The sequence below is a fragment of the Geomicrobium sp. JCM 19039 genome (assembly GCF_000698145.1).
Classification (GTDB): Bacteria; Bacillota; Bacilli; order Bacillales; family Marinococcaceae; genus Geomicrobium_A.
Genome location: NZ_BAXB01000027.1, coordinates 14,016 through 29,263, shown reverse-complemented (window position 1 = coordinate 29,263; position 15,248 = coordinate 14,016). Strand labels below are relative to the sequence as shown.

The following is a 15,248-nucleotide window of genomic DNA, read 5'->3' as shown; positions in this document are numbered from 1 at the left end:
TCTAGTTACGTAATGGCTTTCCGGTTTTCAGCATGTGTTGCATGCGCATTTGTGTTTTTGGCTCAGCAATTAAGCTAAGGAATGCTTCACGCTCAAGATCAAGCAAGTACTGCTCATCAACTTCACTATGTTTCGCCACACGCCTCCGGCAAGGACAAATGCAAGTTTCTCTGCGATCTTTAGGTCATGGTCGCTAATTTGCCCCGACAGTTTAAGGCTTTTGCTCCAAGAAGCATTGTTGCATATCCGGTTTCACCAACGACTGGTATTGGCTTGCGAACCGGTGGGGCATATCCTTTCTCGGAAAGCTCCATCGCTTTTCTTTTCGCGCTCCACGTCAAATGACGGTGGTTGGCAATAATGTCGTCACGCTCACCTAAATAACCATTTTCAGCTGATTCTTGCGCAGACGTTCCGACTTTTGCCATTGCAATACGTTCAAAGACCTTATTCGCAATCGGTTGCAATTCTGTACCTTTAGGAACGTTTTCAATTTCACGCAGGTAGAGTTCTTTGTTCCCACCCCCACCTGGAATGAGACCGACACCGACTTCTACAAGACCCATATACGTCTCTGCAGACGCTTGAATACTTGCTGATGGCATACAAATCTCTGCACCACCACCTAGAGACATTTGGAATGGTGCGGTTACAACTGGTTTACTGCTATAGCGAATTTTCGCTGTCATCTGTTGGAACTTACGAATAACAAGATCCAACTCATCGAAAGCAAAGTCTTGTGCTTCCATGAGCATCATCATTAAGTTCGCACCAACACAGAAGTTTTTACCTTTATTCGAGATGACTAGGCCGTTATAGTTTTTTTCCACTTCATCGATGGATTTCTCCACCATCTGAATAACGTCTAGACCAATCGAGTTGTTTGGTGATGTAAACGTTAGCCCGGCAATACCATCCCCTAAGTCAGTGAGAACCGCTCCGGCATTTTTCTTAATGACGTTTGTTTCGTTTTTAATGTGAACGCTAATGTCGATTTCCTTTTCGCTTTTCGGAATATCCACATACGTACCGTTATGATAGAAAGCACCCGCTTTATAAAACGACTCGTATCCGCTTTCAAGCATGTCTTTTACCCAAGTAGGAACGGTCTCACCGTCGGCTTCCATCTTTTCAACAGACTTTCTTACACCGAGTGCATCCCATACTTCAAACGGTCCAAGATCCCATCCGAATCCCCATTTCATCGCATTGTCAACAGCGACGATGTCATTTGCAATCTCGGAAGTTTTCTCTGCTGAATATAGGAGCTTGCTTTAAGTGTCTCCCACGTAAATGTTCCTGCTTTATCATCAGCGTAAGCAAGCGCTTGAATCTTCGCGGCTTTGCCTTTCGCTTGTTTCGCCATTTCAACGGATGGTGCTTTTAGTTTCTTACCTTCTCGGTACTCGAGGGTTTCAGGATCAAGTTCAAGAATTTGCTTATCTTTTCCTTTCCCCTTCTTCAAATAAAACCCTTGCCCTGCTTTACTGCCGATCCAGCCTTTTTCAGCAATCTCTTTCATAAAGTTCGGTGGATCAAAGATGTTTTTCTCTTCGCCATCCACTTGATCGTACACATTTTTTGCGACATGAAGGAATGTATCTAGTCCAACAACATCAAGTGTGCGGAAGGTGGCGCTCTTCGGACGACCAATTAACGGTCCAGTGATCGAATCAACTTCTGTAATCGACAAGCCGTTTTTAACCATCTGCTCGACGGATACGAGTAGACCGTACGTCCCGATCCGGTTTCCAATAAAGTTCGGCGTGTCCTTCGCTTCCACAACACCTTTACCGAGGGCATCCTCAGCAAACGCTTTCATAGAAGCGAGTACTTCAGGATCGGTATCTTTCGTTGGAATGATCTCCAGCAAATGCAAATACCTCGGTGGGTTGAAGAAGTGCGTCCCAAGAAAATGTTTGCGGAACGTCTCTGAACGACCTTCTACCATCGCATTCACAGAGATTCCCGACGTGTTGGAACTTACAATCGTCCCAGGCTTTGTATGTGCTTCTACTTTTTCAAACAATTGTTGTTTCACTTGTAAGTTCTCAACGACCACTTCAATAATCCAGTCAACATCGGATAGTTTCTCTAAATCGTCTTCTAAGTTTCCAACTTCAATGCGATGAGCATTTACCTTTGACGCCAGTGGTGCTGGTTTTTGTTTGAATAGCTGTTTCTTCGCCTCTATCGCACGCTTATTGCGAATGGGTGCATGTTCAGCCGATAGCCCTTTTGCTCGTTCTTCATCCGTTACGTCTTCTACTGGTAAATCCAAGAGAAGAACGGATATGCCTTGATTTGCCAAATGTGCAGCAATTCCTGATCCCATCACGCCTGAACCAAGTACAGCAGCACGTCTAATGTGAATAGTCATGTTCGGCCTCCTTTTTTGAATGAATCCTCATTCATTATATTCGCTAATACAAGAGCACTCACGATTGTAAATGCTCTTCATCCGTCGAAATTGATTAAATTGCGAATATATTATCTATCTACACTATATAAGATTTTCAACCGTCTGACAACTAAAAAATTTTAGCGTAAAGCGCATACACCTTTTTAATATCGGTGATGCTAAACGTTGATTAGATTTTCTTTAGGAGGGCTAAGATGGATCTTCACAATCAACAACCGATGAACCAACAAAACGAAACGATAAGTCAACCCCCTGCAATGATTTCAACGAAAGATCAACTGTATTTGTCCGATATGTTGAACTGGAACTTAACTGCCGCGAAGAAAGCACGCTTTTATGCTCAACATGCGATGGACCCAAAAATCAAAGAAACACTCGAACAAGTGGCTGGGATGCACGAAAAACATTACCAACGCTTACTTCCACATCTCAATAGCCAAGGAGGTACACAATGACAAAAATCCAAAACCCAAAAACAGAAGTACCGAACTCAAAAGAGATGAATGACAAAGATTTTATGACGGACATGTTAACAACTGAAAAATATATGGGATCGTCCTACACAACGGCGATGACAGAAGCGAGTCATAAAGCGTTATATGATGAGATTTCTTCAATTTGCAACGATACCATTGAGTGTCAACGCAACCTTTACAATCAAATGTTCGCCAATGGCTGGTATGCGTTGGATACTGCACCAGGTCAAGCCATTCAACAAGCACATCAAGAATATGCCGGCATGACGAACCAACTTCCAGGAAACGGGATGGCTCATTAATCATCCAGCGGAATAAGCATCGAAAAAGCCCAGGTTAGGTGAACCTGGCTTTTTCGACAATAAATCAAACCATCTACGGATGGTTTGATTTATTGATTAGCTATTCAATATCGACCCGGCCATCAGTTGACAAATCATCATAGGGCTTTGAGGATGGACATGTACAGCGCTTTGGAACTATATAGAATGAACTTAAGACCTTCCTAATTTGTGCTGTTAGTTGTTGGGTTGGAGGGTAGCGCGGTGCTGGGTGCCATTTTACGCGTTCTGCGCGCAAGTTTGTCTATATAGAATGAGCGTAACATTTTCCTAATTGCGCAGTTTGTTGTTGCTTTCCACTGCAGGCGGATGCTTGTACTCCAGAGTATAAGGGCAACATCGGCGGCGAAAAGACAGCCACCGTGTTTTCTTTACAGTCCAGACTATAAGTGCAACATCGGTGGCGAAAAGTCGTCCACCGTGTTTTCTTTACACTCCAGAGCACAAGGGCGACATAGTTTACTTTTCTGTTAATTGGTTACGGTGTGGAAAGAAATCCAAATGCCCCATATATTCATTTATGCGACACTTGGGAAAGAAAAATCATTATTTTAAACGTGGATGCGCACATAAACGCAGTCAACGGTCACATATCGCGATATATGTGACCGTTAAGGGCCGAAAGTGCCCGGTTTGAGGGCTGGATTGTCACATACGTGACAGGCCATCACATGCTTGCGCCAGGTGGTGACCCTAGATCCCAACTTTTTACCCCTCGGCAAACGTTTTCCGTGTTGCCCGTAAAGACCGATCTCGGTCATAGTTCAGTGCATTTCTTTCGTGTAACTTATATAGAATGTCGGTTATCTTCTTTAACGTGCTGATTCTGGTTCCATAAACAGATGTTTGGAAGGAGATACCCATTGATTGAAATTAGAAAGAGACAAAACGGTCACATCTGAGTGAATCTGGTACCAATTGATGAGCTTAGGAACCAGACCCATTCGCTCGGAGTGTAAAGGTCCATAACTCAGAAAAAAACTAACTTATCACTTTATAAGTTAATCGTTAACCGCAGCTAACGAGTCTGCTCTATACAAGGATTCAGGCAACATGGCGCGTTGTGAATGTGCCTAATTTCATCATCGAATCGTTAATCGCTAATTTTTGATCTTAAACAAGCAAAATGATTCGTATTCGTCTTCCAATTTGCCTTTTAAGCCCCTCCCCATCACCGATGCTGGGCACTGAGCAAGGTGATGGTCAGTACTATAGTCTTTTTATTTTTTCGCCAACCGCAGCAGCACTTCAGCGAGTAAATGTGTTCGCTCGGGCAAGGTAGGTAGCTCTAAATACTCTTCACTACTATGGGCCCCTCCACCAACAGGTCCCATACCATCAATCGTCGGGATCCCCATCGCACTCGTAAAAGAAGCATCAGAACTTCCGCCTGTCCCTACCTCGGTTACTTGTAATCCGATCTCTTCACCCGCTTGTTGGATGAGCGTTAACAATTGAACGGTCTTTTCATTACGTTCCATCGGCGGTCTACCAATCCCACCTGTGACCGTCGCTTTCGTTCCATCTAAAGACTGTTTATTACAGATTGCTGTTATTTGGTCCGTGAGTACGGGACCTTGCTCGGCGCTCGAAATTCGTAAATCAATTTCTGCATGGGCGTGCTCGGCGACTGTATTGACTGTCGTCCCCCCTGAAATGATACCGACATTCACACTCACACCGTTCTCATGGTCGGAAAGTGCATGAAGCTCAGTCGTTTTTCTCGCCAATGCTTCAATCGCACTGCTTCCTTCTTCAGGATTGATGCCTGAATGCGCAGCGATTCCTTTGATATTTAAAACGAAGCGACCTCCTCCGCGACGAAATGTCACGAGTGATCCATCCTTTCTAGCCGGCTCCATCACAAGAACAGCCTTTTTCCCTTCGGCTACGCGTTCAATAATATTTCTCGAAGAAGGCGCACCAATTTCTTCGTCACTCGTAAATAAAATTTGTGTATGTTTAACCGCCTGTTCTCCCCCATGCTCAAGTAACGCTTTTAATGCATACAACATGGAAATATGGCTGCCTTTCATATCAATGACTCCAGGTCCATAGGCCCGGTCTCCAGAAATGCCAAATGGCCGGGCAGCAACCGTCCCTTTCGCAAACACAGTATCCATATGCGCAAGTAGTAATACGTCAGGTGTTGCGTCAGGATAGGAGAGCAAAAAACTATTTCCGTATTGCTCATCGTCAAACACTTCAATACGGTATCCTAGTTCGCTAAACCAGTCTTGTAAAAGATTACCGACACGGTCAATTCCTTCTTTGTCATGGGAACCGCTGTCAATGTTCACAAGTGTTTCTAACTGCTCAATCATCAATTCAATTTGTGAATGAATATACGCTTTCATGTAAAATCACTCCATATGTAAGATTTCCTTACTGCGATATTATAATTTTCTAAATATAATATTGCAAAATGAATATTTTAACTTTAATATAGTATTACACAATCGTAATAAAGTGTATAGACTTGATTTACTAGAGGGGGTATTGGCAAGAATTTTCAGCAAATTCTAACGAAATTCGGTGTTTCTCAAGGGGAAAAGAATCATCATTCATTACTACAGAGACGAAAGAACCCACTGCTATTAGTGAATATTAATGCTCTATGATTTTCTTACAATTATTAGGGGGGATTACATTGAAAAAACATGCATGGATGGTTGCGTTTGCTCCTGTTGCACTTTTGAGTATGGCTGCGTGTGGTAATGGTGGGGATGGAGATGAAGCCGCTTCAAGTGAGATTGATGAAGATATTGAAATGGATGTGGATGAAGATAGTCGAGACTTAACGATCGCACTTGGTACAGACATTGTCACATTTGACATTCATGACCATAACAACACTTCTACCGAGGCTGTTCACGTAAACATGTTTGACTACCTCGTTCAAAATGATCATGAGAATGAAGAATTCATCCCTAAATTAGCAGAAGATTACGAACTCGTCGATGATTATACGTGGTCTTTCACTTTGCGTGAAGGGGTTACTTTTCACAACGGCGACCCGCTAACATCAGAGGATGTGAAATACACATTGGAGCGAGTGGCAACCGATGAGTCTCTTCAAGAACATTCTCTCTACAACGTCATTGAAGAAGTTGAAGTGATCGACGAGCTAAATTTCAACGTAATTACGGCTGAGCCAGAGCCGATTCTACTTAACCGACTTTCGAGAATTGGGTCTGGCATATTGCCAAGTGACTATATCGAAGAAAATGGTTGGGATCATTTCCTAGAGAACCCGGTCGGTACTGGAGAATTCCAATTCGTTGAGTGGGCCCGTGACGACCGTGTCGTGTTTGAAGCTTATGAAGATTATTGGGATGGCCAAAACGAAGAATGGGATACGTTAACATTCCGAATTATTCCAGAAAACTCAACGCGTGTCGCTGAACTTTTAACCGGTGGTGTTGATATTGCGGTAAACGTACCCCCTAGTGAATGGGAAAGAATAGAAGATGCAGACGGCGTATCGCTAATGTCAGAATCTTCCAACCGTGTACTCATGCTCATGCTTCGAAATACAGAAGGGTACCCAACTTCTGACCCGCTTGTCAGAGAAGCCATTGACCTTGCGATTGATAACGAAGCCATTATTGAAAGCATTTTAATGGATGCTGGAACCGCTACGAGAACGCGGGTGACACCAGGAAATAATGGGGCCAATGAGGACCTTTACGAAACGAATGTGTATGACATCGACCGAGCACTAGAACTCATGGCCGAAGCAGGTTATGAAGATGGGTTTGATATGACTCTCCACTCTCCAAGAGGACGCTACCTCCAAGACACTGAAGTCGCAGAACTTGTCGCTGGAATGCTTGCAGCGATTAACGTGAACGTGAACTTAGAATTTATGGAATGGAGCAACTTCGTTGATTTAAGACAGAGCGGTTCACACGATGACAGCTTCATGATTGGCTTTGGAAACTCAATGGCAGATGCTGATAACGCACTTGATCGCTACTACTCCACCGAGTCTGAAGGCGAACATGATTATGTGAACGCCGAAGTGGACGAACTACTTGACGCTGCTAGACAAAATATGGACTTAGATGAACGAGCAGAGCAACATCAGCGCGTGCAAGAAATCATTGCTGAAGATCGCCTGATATTTACCTTCATCAAGAGTCCATAAACGTTGGTGTGAACGATCGACTAAATTACACCCCAACGTTTGATGAGATGTTCTACGTAGATACGATTACACGAAACTAAAATTGCCTGACCGAAGAAGAGCACAAGGGTGTGTGTATTCCCTTGTGCTTCATTTACTACATACTAAAAGAGGTGAAGCCGATGACACGGTATTTATTTTGGAGGATCCTGCAGATCATTCCTGTTCTGTTCATCATCTCTTTCATTGTATTCTTTCTCGTCTATGTAGCTGGAGATCCAGTTTCGTTGATGCTACCAGAAGATGCAACTGAAGAAGATCGACAAGTACTCCGAGAAGCATTAGGCTGGATCAACCGTTTATCGTTCAGTACGGAAACTACGTGTGGGGCATGTTACAAGGAGACTTCGGGACGTCTTACCACTACGGTGGCGATGCCATGAGCATCGTTCTTGAGCGACTTCCCGCAACATTCGAGCTCGCACTCGCAGCCATCGCTTTTGCCATTATCATTGCCATCCCGCTCGGTGTTTGGTCTGCTACCGTTAAAAACTCCCCGATTGACCTTGTTGCAACAGGAATTGCTGCACTCGGTAAAGCGATGCCAAACTTCTGGCTAGGCATTATGCTCATTCTTTTCTTTTCCGTCACTCTCGGTGTGTTGCCAGTGTCAGGTCGGGATTCAATGAGCCATTTGATCTTGCCTGCGATCACGCTTGGAACCGGAATATTCGCAGAGATGACTCGTCTTATTCGTTCGAGCATGTTAGACACGCTTAACCAAGACTATATTCGAACAGCCAAAAGCAAAGGTCTGAAAAATCGAGTCGTTATTTTCAAACATGCATTTAAAAATACGCTTATTCCTGTCATTACGATCACGTTTTTACAAACGTCTACGCTTGTAGGTGGTACGCTCATTACTGAAACCGTATTTGCTTGGCCAGGCATCGGACAACTCATTATTCAAGCTGTCAACACGCGTGACATGGCGATCGTCCAAGCGAGTGTGTTCATTATTGCACTCATTGTTATTCTCATGAACTTAGTAGCAGATATTCTTTATCGACTGTTTGATCCGCGTGTGAAATATGACTAGACATGAAGGAGGTGTCCACGAATGCAAACATCAGAAGCAACAAACCAAATAGATAAAAAACCGACAAGCGGATTTTCAAAATCATTTAAACGATGGAAATTCCTTCTCTTTAAAAGCAAGACCGGTACCGTGGGCGTGTTCACGCTACTGATTATTACGCTCATTGCACTACTCGCCCCCCTTCTATCTCCACACGCGCCAGACGCTGTGAATGCCGTCGATCGGCTCCAACCTCCGGTCTGGCTTGAAGGCGGGACGATGACTTATATTCTCGGTACCGACCACCTTGGACGAGATATTCTTACACGGTTATTTTATGGAGCTCAAGTGTCTTTACTCGTTGGCATTAGTTCTGTTGTTGTTGCAGGATTTATCGGCGTAACGGTTGGTTTAATCGCTGGCTACTACGGTGGATTCATTGACAATGTGTTTATGAGAATTGTTGATTCATTTTTATCCATTCCTAATATTCTATTTGCCCTCGTCATCTTGAGTATATTTAGTCCAGGCATGTTGACATTGATCGTTGTACTCGGCGTCACAAACTGGGTGAATTATGCAAGACTGATTCGTGGTGAAGTCTTAACATTAAAAGAGAGAGAATTTATAAAAGCTGCAACTTCCATTGGGGTGCGAAAAGGGAAAATTATCGTCCGACACCTTTTACCGAATGTGATGTCTTCGTTTATCGTCATATCAACACTTACGGTGGCGACAACGATCATACTCGAAACATCCCTTAGCTTCCTCGGTTTGGGCATTCAACCACCACAAGTATCATGGGGCGGCATTTTAGCAGATGGTAGAGACTATCTTGCGACGAGCTGGTGGCTTGCGACTTTCCCTGGCATTGCCATCACCATTACTGTCCTTGCTGTCATCTTCGTAGGAGATTGGCTTCGAGACGTATTGGACCCTCGATCAGTAGCAAAAAGGTAGGAAAGAAAGGTGATAGAAATGGAACAACAGCCCTTACTTACAGTCCAAGATTTGCGTACTCATTTTCATACCGAAAACGGTATCGTTCCTTCTGTTGATGGGGTTTCCTTTACGATTAAACAAGGAGAGACCGTTGCACTCGTCGGTGAATCTGGCTCTGGGAAAAGCGTTACATCACTGTCCATTATGAAATTGATTGAAGACCCTGGTGAAATTGCCGGAGGGAAGATTGAATTTGAAGGCACTGACCTCGTGAAAGAATCTGAAAGAAAAATGCGGCGAATTCGCGGCAACGACATCGCAATGATCTTTCAAGAACCACTTACTTCATTAAACCCTGTTTTTAAAATCGGCAATCAACTTTCTGAAATGCTCATCTTGCATAAAAAGATGTCCAAAAGTGAAGCAAAAGAAAAAGCGATTGAAATGCTCGAGCGTGTGGAAATTCCTCGTGCTCGTGACATTTACAATTCTTATCCACATTCACTGAGCGGCGGAATGCGCCAACGAGTGATGATTGCGATGGCACTCTCTTGTGATCCAAAGCTATTAATTGCCGATGAACCGACAACGGCTCTTGATGTGACCATTCAGTCACAAATCTTGCAGCTCATGAGAGAAGTGACAAATAACTTCGGTACGTCGATCCTTTTTATTACGCATGACCTCGGGGTCGTTGCGGAAATGGTTGATAAAGTGGTCGTCATGTATGCTGGTCAAGTCGTTGAAATGGCTGATGTGTACAGCATTTTTGCGAAGCCAAAGCACCCGTATACGAAAGGGCTGCTTGATAGCACCCCGAAAATACATGAAGAAAAAGATGAGCTCGAATCCATCGCAGGTGTCGTGCCGAATCCGTTAGAAATGCCGACGGGTTGTCGTTTTGCTCCCCGCTGTCCGCAAGTGATGGACATTTGCACTCAAAAAGAACCCCATCTGCTCGACGAAGAAGACGGGCAAGTACGTTGCTGGTTATTTGCGGAGGAAAGTGAGGGGGTTGCCAATGCCTAACGCAGAAGACAAAATCTTAGAAGTGAACAACTTGAAGAAATATTTCACCATTAAGAAAGGACTGTTCGGGCAAAAGAGCGAGCAATTAAAAGCGGTTGACGACATAAGCTTTTTCGTGAATCGCGGGGAAACACTTGGCATTGTTGGAGAATCAGGTTGTGGGAAATCAACAACAGGCAACGCGATCATGCGTCTACTCACCCCAACGTCTGGTGAAATCTTCTTCGATGGTGAAGATTTTAGTAAGCTTTCATCAAAGGCGTTACGTGAAAAGCGAAAAGATATGCAAATGATCTTTCAAGACCCGTTCTCGTCGCTTAATCCACGTATGAAAGTTTTTGACATCATTGCAGAACCATTACGTACTCATCACTCGTATTCAGCGAAACAATTAAAATCCGAAGTGCTTGATTTAATGGAAAAAGTCGGACTAAGTGAAGCGCAAGCGTATCGCTTTCCCCACGAGTTCAGTGGCGGTCAGAGACAACGAATCGGTATTGCTCGTGCCATTGCTTTAAAGCCGAAGATTATCGTTTGTGACGAGCCCGTCTCCGCACTTGATGTATCCATTCAAGCACAAATCTTAAATCTTTTAAAAAAGCTGCAAAAAGACATGGACTTAACGTTTGTATTTATCGCACACGGACTGCCTGCAGTTAAACATTTCAGCGACCGTGTCGCTGTGATGTACCTTGGAAAAATTGTAGAGATGACGACAAAGAAACAGCTGTTTGATCAGCCGATGCATCCGTACACAATCGGACTGCTAGAAGCCGTCCCTATCGCTGACCCAACGAGAAGAAAGAAACACGAACGGCCAGAAATTAAAGGGATATCCCAAGTCCAATCAACCTTCCAACTGGTTGCAGATTCCATACTCGCTGTCCTATGGCCGCGGAGAAATGTAAAGTCGAGATTCCAGAATTTGAAGAAAAAGAAGCTGGGCATTATGTCGCTTGTCACTTTCCCGTCCGAAACAAAGACTAGGAGGCTCATAATATGAAAGAAGTGTATCAGTATATCGACGATCATCGTGAGGAGTACATTGAATGGTTACGCGATTTATGTAGGCAACCGAGCGTCGCTGCCCAAAACCGTGGGATGGAGACGACCGCTACTATGGTTGAAGATTACTTACGAAAGAAGACAGGTGCCGTATCAGAACAATTGGAGACGAGTGGCTTTCCCGTCGTTTTTGGTGAACTAGACACCGGTGCAGAAAAGACGCTCTCTTTCTACAATCATTACGACGTCCAACCAGAAGACCCCATTGAGTTGTGGGAAAGTGATCCTTTCTCTGCAGATATTCGCGATGGCAAAATGTATGCACGAGGGGTCGCTGACAACAAAGGAAATTTGATGGCGAGAATTTGTGCGGTACATGCCTACACGAACGTGTATGGCAAACCGCCTGTGAATGTGAAATTCATCTTTGAAGGTGAGGAAGAAATCGGGAGTGTTCATCTCGAAGAATTCGCGGATCGTTATCCGGACAAACTTGCGTCCGATGGTTGCATTTGGGAATTCGGCTACAAAAATCCGAACGGGCAGTTGCAAGTCTCTCTAGGTGTGAAAGGGATGCTCTACGTAGAACTAGAAGCAACAGGGGCAAACACCGATTTACATTCGGCAAATGCCGCAGTTATCGAGAACCCAGCATGGAAATTAATATGGGCATTAAGCACGTTGAAAAATGCGCAAGAAGAAATCCTCATTGATGGTTTTTACGACCGTGTGCATGCACCAACACCGATTGAAAAGAAAATTCTCGAAGACATGAACTATGAAGAAGATGCTACCCTCTCCGCTCTTGACCTTGACGGCTTCTTGCTAGGCTTATCTGGTATGAGTTTGAAAGAAAAGTTGTTATTCCAACCGACATGTACAATCTGTGGTATCGAGTCAGGGTATACCGGGGAAGGCTCAAAAACGGTTCTTCCGTCTAAAGCAAAAGTAAAGCTAGATTTTCGACTCGTTGGTGACCAAGATCCGAATGAAATTCTTGATTTGCTGAAGAATCATTTGAATAAAAATGGGTTTTCTGACATCAACGTGACGAAATTATCCGGATGCCACCCTGCGAAGACGGATCCGAGTGACCCACTCGTCTCAACGATCGTAAACAATGTCGAACGAGTATACAGTGAAAAACCCGTCGTTCTTCGCAACACACCAGGCACCGGTCCAATGTATGACATCTGTCAAAAACAAGGAATTCCAGCAGTGTCACTCGGCGTTGGCAATGAAAACTCAAGAAATCATGCACCAAACGAGAACATTGCCATCCAAGACTACATTGATGGCATTAAGATGATGGCAACCATTGTGCATGAATTCGCAAACGATCCGGAGGAATAACATGACTACACGTACACGCGCAGAAGCAATAAAACGAGAACTCATCACGTGGCGAAGACAGTTCCATCAACATCCAGAGCTTGGTTTTGAAGAGTTTGAGACGCGCAATTATGTAGAGAAGCAGCTACAATCGTTTGGATTGAGCGCGACGCGACTTGCAAAGACGGGGCTCACTGTATTCATTCCAGGAAAGTCAAACGGCCCGACCGTCGGCTTGCGCGCAGACATGGACGCACTTCCGATGCAAGAAGCCAATGAGCAGTTGGACTATCGCTCTAAGCATGATGGCATCGCCCATATGTGCGGTCATGATGCGCATACAGCAATGTTGCTCGGGGCCGCGAAACTTCTCGCAGACGAGCCACCTGAACGCGGAAATGTAAAGTTGCTATTTCAACCTGCAGAAGAAGGGTTACGTGGGGCAGAGCGCATGATTCAAGACGGGGCACTCGACAACCCGAAAGTTGAAGCGATTGCCGGTACACACGTGTATGCCAAAAATGAGATTGGTACGGCATCGGTTACAAAAGGACTTAGCTCCGGAGCTGTCGATGTATTTTCTGTAAAGATTATTGGTAAGGGTGGACACGCCGCCCACCCTTACCTTGCAACGGACCCAATCACGATAACGGCAGAGGTCATCTCTTCGCTACAACAAATTGTTAGCCGGCATGTCGACCCATTGTCCTCTGCTGTCTTGTCAATTACCCGTATTCACGGAGGCTCTGCAGACAACGTCATTCCGAACGAAGTCGTCTTTGGTGGTACCGTGCGAACGTTAGAACCTTCCGCCCGTGACCTCGTTGAGTCGGAAATGCACAGAATTGTTAAAGGAATCACCGAAGCATTTGACGCGCAATATGAGATGGATTACCGACGCGGGTTTCCTTCCGTATACAACGACCCACAGCTCATCCCGGTCCTTGAACAATCGGTCGAGAATGTGCTCGGTTCTGGAGCGCTTCATTACGGAAAACCGTCCATGGGCGGAGAAGATTTCTCATATTATACCGAGCAAATTCCAGGCACGATGTTTCGCCTCGGTGTTGGCAACAAAAGCAAAAACATTGATGCTTCTCTTCATTCCCCCGATTTCAATATCGACGAGGATGCCTTGCCACTCGGCAGTGCCCTGCTCACTGAATGGGCGTATCGTTATTTAGCTGCCCATTAAACGTGCGTAATGGTGGAAGGATCATGCTTTCGCATCTAGCTAGGTAATCCATGCTAGCGAGAACTCAAAACATCCAAGCATACGAAGAAGTTTGAGTGTGCAACCTCTCTCTACAGCGGTTGAATTGGTGTTTGCTCACACAAACGGCGATTTGCTTATCGTGTGGGATTTTTTAGGAGATTGGCAATCTAGATCACTCCCGGAACGATCTAGATCGCGTTAAAACGATGGTTTATTCCAGATACTTTGCGATCTATATAGAATGAACTTAACATTTTCCTAATTGCGCAGTTTGTTGTTGCCTTCCACTGCAGGAGGATGCTTGCACTCCGGAGTACAAGGGCAACATCGGTGGCTAAAAGACAGCCACCGTGTTTTCTTTACACTCCACAGCATAAGGGCAACATCGGTGGTCAAAAGACGCCCACCGTGTTTTCTTGACACTCCAGAGTACAAGGGCAACATCGGTACACGTTTCTGCCTCCTGGCTACGGTGTGTGGAAAGAAGTCCAAATGCCCCATATATTCATTAATGTGACACTTGAGAAAGAAAAATCATGATTTTAAACGTGAATGCGCACATAAACGGTGTCAACTGTCACAAATCGTGCGATTTGTGACAGTTGCGTGCCGAAAGTGCCCGGTTTGAGGGCTGGATTGTCACATACGTGACCGGCAATCACATGCTTGTGCCAAGTAGTGAGCCTCGGTCACGACTTTTTACCCTTCGGCAAACGTTTTTCGTGTTGCCCGCAACCCTTGCAGTGACGAACAACGATCGGCAACGAAGTTGTCGAAGTGCAACGAGATGAATTTCAACAGACAATATGCAAGCACTCACCCGCAAAGACCCTTCTCGGTCATCCGATTCAGTGAATTTCTTTCGTTCAACTTATATAGATCGTTTTCATGATGATCTAGATCGTTTTTTCACAGTTTTAAGCACCTGCGGTGGCGATGGCTGCTCATTTCTGGGAATTTATAGGAGAATCATGATCTAGATCGTGCTAAAAACAACTAAGTACTGTTAAAATATGCTGGATTACAGAATTTCTCACGATTTTGGACCCACTCATCGTGAGTGAGGCAAAGTGTGTAAGTGTTTGAGAGAATAGTCCAAGTCTTTGGAAATAGATTGTCGGTTATTCTCATTAAAGTGCTTGATCTGTTTTCATAAACGCCTGTTTGGAATTAGACGGCCATCGATTGGGAACAAAGCGCAGCCAAACCGGGCACGGGTGGGTGATTAGGTTCGCAATCAAGGCACTTTGGAAACAGCTAAAAAAACAGTTATAAGAT

General features: G+C 44.6%; 8 protein-coding genes and 3 pseudogenes. 9 read left to right on the top strand and 2 right to left on the bottom strand.

Annotated elements, in window-relative coordinates; all coding sequences use genetic code 11:
* Position 1: 1 nt before the first annotated feature.
* Positions 2–2,380, bottom strand: a pseudogene (locus JCM19039_RS18440) (3-hydroxyacyl-CoA dehydrogenase/enoyl-CoA hydratase family protein).
* A gap of 236 nt (positions 2,381–2,616) precedes the next feature.
* On the opposite strand from JCM19039_RS18440, the gene JCM19039_RS18435 reads away from it, so the two are divergent.
* Both JCM19039_RS18435 and JCM19039_RS18430 read left to right on the top strand, forming a co-directional pair.
* Positions 2,617–2,877, top strand: a complete 261-nt coding sequence (locus JCM19039_RS18435; protein WP_373976062.1) for a hypothetical protein — start codon at positions 2,617–2,619, stop codon at positions 2,875–2,877.
* On the top strand, positions 2,874–3,200 hold the full coding sequence (locus JCM19039_RS18430; RefSeq protein ID WP_042430002.1) for a spore coat protein: 327 nt from the start codon (positions 2,874–2,876) through the stop codon (positions 3,198–3,200). The genes JCM19039_RS18435 and JCM19039_RS18430 overlap by 4 nt, the downstream gene beginning before the upstream one ends.
* Before the next feature lie 1,259 nt (positions 3,201–4,459).
* Here the strand turns inward: JCM19039_RS18430 and JCM19039_RS18425 are convergent.
* On the bottom strand, positions 4,460–5,596 hold the full coding sequence (locus JCM19039_RS18425) for a M20 family metallopeptidase (RefSeq protein WP_042429998.1): 1,137 nt from the start codon (positions 5,594–5,596) through the stop codon (positions 4,460–4,462).
* Between the two features lie 293 nt (positions 5,597–5,889).
* Between JCM19039_RS18425 and JCM19039_RS18420 the strand changes: the two genes are divergently transcribed.
* From JCM19039_RS18420 to JCM19039_RS18390, 7 genes and pseudogenes are all read left to right on the top strand, one after another.
* Complete coding sequence (locus JCM19039_RS18420) at positions 5,890–7,389, top strand: ABC transporter substrate-binding protein (protein ID WP_238545138.1); 1,500 nt, start codon at positions 5,890–5,892, stop codon at positions 7,387–7,389.
* Positions 7,390–7,550: 161 nt separating this feature from the next.
* Positions 7,551–8,467 (top strand): annotated as a pseudogene (locus tag JCM19039_RS18415) (ABC transporter permease).
* Positions 8,468–8,488: 21 nt separating this feature from the next.
* On the top strand, positions 8,489–9,406 hold the full coding sequence (locus JCM19039_RS18410; RefSeq protein WP_042429995.1) for an ABC transporter permease: 918 nt from the start codon (positions 8,489–8,491) through the stop codon (positions 9,404–9,406).
* 18 nt (positions 9,407–9,424) lie between these two features.
* The gene (locus JCM19039_RS18405; RefSeq protein ID WP_042429992.1) at positions 9,425–10,417 is read left to right on the top strand and encodes an ABC transporter ATP-binding protein; all 993 of its coding nucleotides are present in this window, start codon (positions 9,425–9,427) and stop codon (positions 10,415–10,417) included.
* Positions 10,410–11,404: pseudogene (locus tag JCM19039_RS18400) on the top strand (ABC transporter ATP-binding protein). Before JCM19039_RS18405 ends, JCM19039_RS18400 begins: the two are co-directional and overlap by 8 nt.
* Positions 11,405–11,416: 12 nt before the next feature.
* On the top strand, positions 11,417–12,775 hold the full coding sequence (locus JCM19039_RS18395) for a M20/M25/M40 family metallo-hydrolase (protein ID WP_042429988.1): 1,359 nt from the start codon (positions 11,417–11,419) through the stop codon (positions 12,773–12,775).
* 1 nt (position 12,776) lies between these two features.
* A complete protein-coding gene (locus tag JCM19039_RS18390) occupies positions 12,777–13,949 on the top strand; it encodes a M20 family metallopeptidase (RefSeq protein WP_081834613.1) in 1,173 nt (390 codons plus the stop codon).
* The last annotated feature ends 1,299 nt before the right edge of the window (positions 13,950–15,248 follow it).